Source organism: Vibrio sp. 99-70-13A1 (assembly GCF_013114625.1).
In the GTDB taxonomy this organism is placed as follows: Bacteria; Pseudomonadota; Gammaproteobacteria; order Enterobacterales; family Vibrionaceae; genus Vibrio.
The window spans coordinates 1-5,328 of sequence record NZ_VTXD01000070.1 but is presented as its reverse complement, the minus strand read 5'-3'; the positions used below and the strand labels follow the sequence as shown (position 1 = coordinate 5,328).

The window sequence follows — 5,328 nt, the reverse complement described above, 5'->3', positions numbered from 1 at the left end:
ATACTTACCTTTTAATATCTTGATTAAAATAGTGGCATGTATTTTGCTTTTCTATTGTTAGTTGAATCAGTTAATTCTGATTATATTAAGTTTTTGGGGGGGCATTATGGCGTCGGATCTTCTGAATGTAGGTACACAAAGTGTTCTTACCGCTCAGAGACAGTTAAACACCACAGGTCATAACATTTCGAACGCGAATACAGAGGGCTATAGCCGTCAATCTGTTATTCAGGGCGTTAATGACCCGCGTCAGTTTGGTGGACAAACTTATGGTATGGGCGTTCACGTGGAAAATGTTCGCCGCTCGTGGGATCAGTTTGCCGTTAACGAACTGAACCTATCGACAACCAATGCCGCCAATAAAAGTGATGCTGAATCTAATATCGATATGCTTTCTAGCATGTTGTCTTCCGTTGCATCTCAAAAAATCCCAGAACACTTAAATGAGTGGTTCGATGCAGTAAAAACCCTTGCGGACACTCCAAATGATGTAGGTGCCCGTAAAGTAGTACTAGAAAAAGCAGGCTTGATTACTCAAACATTAAATGAATTCCACGAAACGATTCGTAAGCAATCTGATGTGTCGAATAAAAAATTAGATATGGGTATCGAGCGTGTGAATCAACTTGCGGTTGAGATTCGTGATGTTCAACGCTTAATGATGAGAACACCAGGTCCACATAATGATTTACGAGATGAGCATGAAAAGCTGATCAATGAATTATCGGGCTACACCAAAGTGACTGTGACTCCACGTTCAAACTCTGAAGGTTTTAATGTCCATATTGGTAACGGTCATACATTAGTGTCAGGAACCGAAGCCAGCCAACTACGTTTGGTGAACGGCATCCCAGATACCCATCAACGCCGACTGGCAATAGTTGAAGGGCAAGTGGTTAAGCCGATTACTAGCCAAGATATTGATGGGAAAATTGGTGCCATGCTAGATATGCGTGACAACTTAATCCCGGAAGTGATGGATGAATTGGGGCGTTTAGCGGTTTCTTTTTCACATGAAGTGAATACCTACCAATCACAGGGCTTGGACTTACGTGGACAAGTTGGCGGTAATATTTTTTCTGACGTCAATTCAGAAATATCAGCAAAGTCTAGAGCTATCACAAGTGGGCAATCTAATGCCGAGGTTGCCGTGTTCATCGATGATCCTTCAACATTGAAGGGTGGCGAATATGGTTTACGTTATGACGGCAGTGACTATGTAGTAACAAAGCCAAGTGGAGAAACTATTAAGGTCAGTACTGACTCAAGTGGTAATGCCTTTTATCTTGATGGTATGCGGGTAGAAATAAGAAACCCACCAGAGCTTGGCGAAAAAGTCCTTTTACGTCCCACTCGAAATTCAGCTGCTCAAATGCAAATGAATACCGTTGACCCAAAAAACATTGCGGCTCAAAGCTATGAAGCATCAACCACATTCGCGCAAGGTACTGCTGAATTTAAAATTTTAACAGCGGGTGCTCTTAGAGAATTTGAAGTGATTGTGTCTCCTAAAGGTGATCAATTTGCAGTAACAGATACCAAGGGCAATGTATTAATGCAGCCTCTTCCGTATCCGCCGACAGAGCCGATTACGGTTCAAGGCACGACTTTTGAACTGACGAATGGTGCGATTGCGAACGATAAGTTTACCGCTAACTTAGTTCCTTCCGAGGGTGATAACGGTAACTTAAGAAAATTACAAAATATTCAGACAGATAAGAATTTGGATAGCGGTGAATCGACCGTTCTTGATATCTATCATAACTTGAACACCAGTACGGGTTTGAAAGCTTCAACTGCGATCAGGCTCAGTGACATTGCGACATTAGAAAAAGAATCCGCCCAAGAACGAATTGCTTCCATCTCCGGGGTTAACTTAGATGAAGAAGCGGCAAACATGATGAAATTCCAGCAAGCCTACATGGCTTCATCACGTGTTATGCAAGCGGCGAACGACACATTCAATACCATTTTGGCTCTGAGATAGGGAGATAGATAAATGTTAAATCGTATTTCTAGTTTCCATAACTATCAATCAGTACAAAACGATTTGCGTCGTCAAGAAAATAAGGTGCATCACAACCAAGCGCAATTAGCATCAGGTAAGAAACTGATGTCACCGAGTGATGACCCATTGGCAACGCATTATTTGCAGAACATTGGTCAACAGTCAGAACAGTTAAAGCAGTATGGCGATGCCATTACTCTAGTAAGAAACCGCTTAGAGCATCATGAAGTTATTATTTCTAATTCGGAAAACTTTGCTGATGAAGCGAAACGAACCGTTATGGAAATGATTAATGGTTCTTTATCGCCGGAAGATCGATTAGCGAAGCAGCGTGAGATACAAGAGTTATCAAATAATTTCCTTAACTTGGCGAATACCCAGGATGAGTCGGGTAACTATACCTTTGCTGGTACTAAGCCTAAGAGCCAACCTTTCTTTCGAGATAATGCAGGTAACGTCACTTATGCTGGTGATGATTACCAAAGGAAAATGCGAATCGCTAGTAGCTTCGAAATGGCGATGAACGATCCTGGTAGTAAGTTGTTTATGGAAATAGATAACCCGTTTGGTGATTTTGAACCTCAGTATGAATTACAAACAGGTTCAGATTTACTGTTAGAGAAAGCAACAAACAGTACGTTTCAAGATCCATCAAGTTATAAAGTTACGTTTGTAGATATGCAAAACGGTAAATTTGGCTACCAATTAGAACAAGATGGCAGTGTTGTGGATGCGAAAGAGTTTGACCCTCAAACTGGAATTGAATATGAAAATATCAAGATCCAAATTAAAGGTCAGATTACCAAAGGTGATTCAATTTCTTTAGAACCAAGAAGTAGCTTTAGTATTTTCGATACGTTTAAAGAAGCGTCTCGTTTAGCGGAGTCATCTGTGTCAGATACTTCAGCTACGGCAAAGCTTCACCAGGTCACTGAAGAATTTCATGCCGCTTTCATTCATATCACCAAAGCTCGTACTGATGTGGGTGCAAGATTAAGTACGCTAGATATCCAACAACAGCAACATGAAGATTTCAATCTGTCTTTAGCGAAAGCTAAGAGTAATTTTGAAGATTTAGATTACTCAAAAGCCATTATTGAATTTAATGAAAATTCTCGAGCGCTGCAGGCTTCTCAGCAAGCGTTTGGGAAAACGAAAGATCTCACTTTATTTAATTATATTTAATGGTTCTATCAGAATTCGTTTAGCCATCTAGTGTTGCCTTATGTGCTATGCCGTAAGTGCTTCTAGTGAGAATACGAAACTCTAGAATTTGAATTGAAAGTAACGAATAAAAAGTAGATTGGGTATTTGTTTAAAGTGAAAGTGGCAAAAAAAGCGGCAATCTTTTATACAAATACATATTGGTTTATCAGGTGATAGTTAGATGTTATCTGTTTATATTTTGGCAAGTTGTTGAAAATTAAGTCTAATATTTTAATTGGTATTTGATTGTAAACTTGGCATACAACTTGTATCTATATAATCAGAAATGATTAAAACAGTTCATAAATCCTCATTTGGGGGTTTAGCAAGTAATTTACGGTCAGTGCTTATCCATATGAGAGTAAAGCTGGCCGCTTCGCAGAAAGCTTGCGAACTCATAAGGAGAGCAAAATGGCTATCAATGTAAGTACCAACGTGTCGGCTATGACAGCGCAACGTTACTTAAATAAAGCCTCTAATGACCTAAATACTTCTATGGAGCGTTTGTCATCAGGGCATAAAATTAACAGTGCTAAAGATGATGCAGCAGGTCTGCAAATATCGAATCGACTGACGGCTCAATCCAGAGGTTTGGATGTGGCAATGCGAAATGCTAATGATGGTATTTCTATTGCTCAAACAGCTGAAGGTGCGATGAATGAGTCAACCAATGTAATGCAGCGTATGCGTGATTTGGCGATTCAATCTTCAAACGGTACTAACTCACCGGCAGAACGTGAAGCATTGAATGAAGAGTCTATGGCACTTCAAGATGAGCTAAACCGTATCGCAGAAACAACATCGTTCGGTGGTCGTCGACTGCTAAATGGTACGTTTGGTGAAGCCTCTTTCCAGATTGGTTCAAATTCTGGTGAAGCAATGATTATGGGTCTAACGAGTGTGCGTGCGGATGATTTCCGTATGGGTGGCACTACGTTTGATTCTGAAAACGGCAAAGGTAAAGACTGGCAAGTTCCAGCGAATGCTCAAGATTTAAAGCTTGAGTTTAAAACTAAAGCTGGCGAAGAGGTTATTCTCGATATCAACACTAAAGCTGGTGATGATATTGAAGAACTAGCGACTTACATCAATGGTCAATCTCATCTTGTTAACGCTTCAGTTACTGATGATGGTCGTTTACAGATGTTCGTAGCAGAACCTGATTTAGAAGGCTCTATGTCGATCTCTGGTGGTTTAGCTTCTGAATTAGGTATTAAGAGCGATGGTCGTCAAACATCTGTTCAAGATATTGATTTAACTAGCGTTGCTGGTTCTCAAAATGCGATAAGTATTTTAGATTCGGCATTGACTTATGTTGACTCACAACGAGCTGACCTTGGTGCGAAACAGAACCGTTTAAGCCACAGTATTAATAACTTGGCTAACGTTCAAGAGAATGTTGAAGCGTCAAACAGCCGTATTAAAGATACCGATTTTGCGAAAGAAACAACGCAAATGACGAAAGCACAAATACTGCAACAGGCAGGTACATCAATACTTGCTCAAGCAAAACAGTTGCCTAACTCTGCAATGTCACTATTGCAATAGTTATTGGTTGAACTTGTTGTTAATGCACAGACGTGAGCGATACAACAAGGGAAACTGGCAAGCATATTTACTTGGATGATTAGCTCTCTCATCTCTCACCGCTTGTCATTTTAATGGTAAATATGCACACGGTCTGACGAGAATATGTTCATTTCTCGATGATCTCCACATAGGATCTGATGACCAACTAGCCCCGGTTCTCTCAAAGGAAAAGGGGCTTTTTCCTTTCTGTTACATGCCATTTCCAAATTTTCTCCCCCTGCTGACTCTAAAACAACTCTATATTTACTCTATTACTTCTTCTGTTTTTGTTTGAAAATTAGCCTGAAAATTTCTTCTGCCTAAATCCACATATTTAAATTAAAAATAACACCTTTTTAAGTTGTTGATTTTTAATGATTAAATAATTTTTCTGATTTTTATTAAAATTTTTCTAAAGGTCTGAGTTTTCGAGCCGTTATTAAAAGTAACTTTGAGAGAACTACTTGGTTTTTCGAGACGTCGGAAACCGCAATATCGAAAAATCAATTGGAGAAATCACCATGGCAGTGAATGTAAATACAAAC

The 5,328-nt window shown here is 39.7% G+C and carries 3 protein-coding genes; all 3 read left to right on the top strand.

Going from position 1 to position 5,328, the window contains the following annotated elements; genetic code table 11:
- The first annotated feature begins 106 nt into the window (after positions 1-106).
- The 3 genes from flgK to F0226_RS22000 all read left to right on the top strand — a co-directional run bounded on the left by flgK (position 107) and on the right by F0226_RS22000 (position 4,762).
- Complete coding sequence (gene flgK, locus F0226_RS22010; RefSeq protein ID WP_171737635.1) at positions 107-1,987, top strand: flagellar hook-associated protein FlgK; 1,881 nt, start codon at positions 107-109, stop codon at positions 1,985-1,987.
- A gap of 12 nt (positions 1,988-1,999) precedes the next feature.
- Positions 2,000-3,193 (top strand): flagellar hook-associated protein FlgL, encoded by a 1,194-nt coding sequence (flgL, locus tag F0226_RS22005; protein WP_171737634.1) that lies wholly within the window; start codon positions 2,000-2,002, stop codon positions 3,191-3,193.
- A gap of 432 nt (positions 3,194-3,625) precedes the next feature.
- On the top strand, positions 3,626-4,762 hold the full coding sequence (locus F0226_RS22000; protein ID WP_171737633.1) for a flagellin: 1,137 nt from the start codon (positions 3,626-3,628) through the stop codon (positions 4,760-4,762).
- The last annotated feature ends 566 nt before the right edge of the window (positions 4,763-5,328 follow it).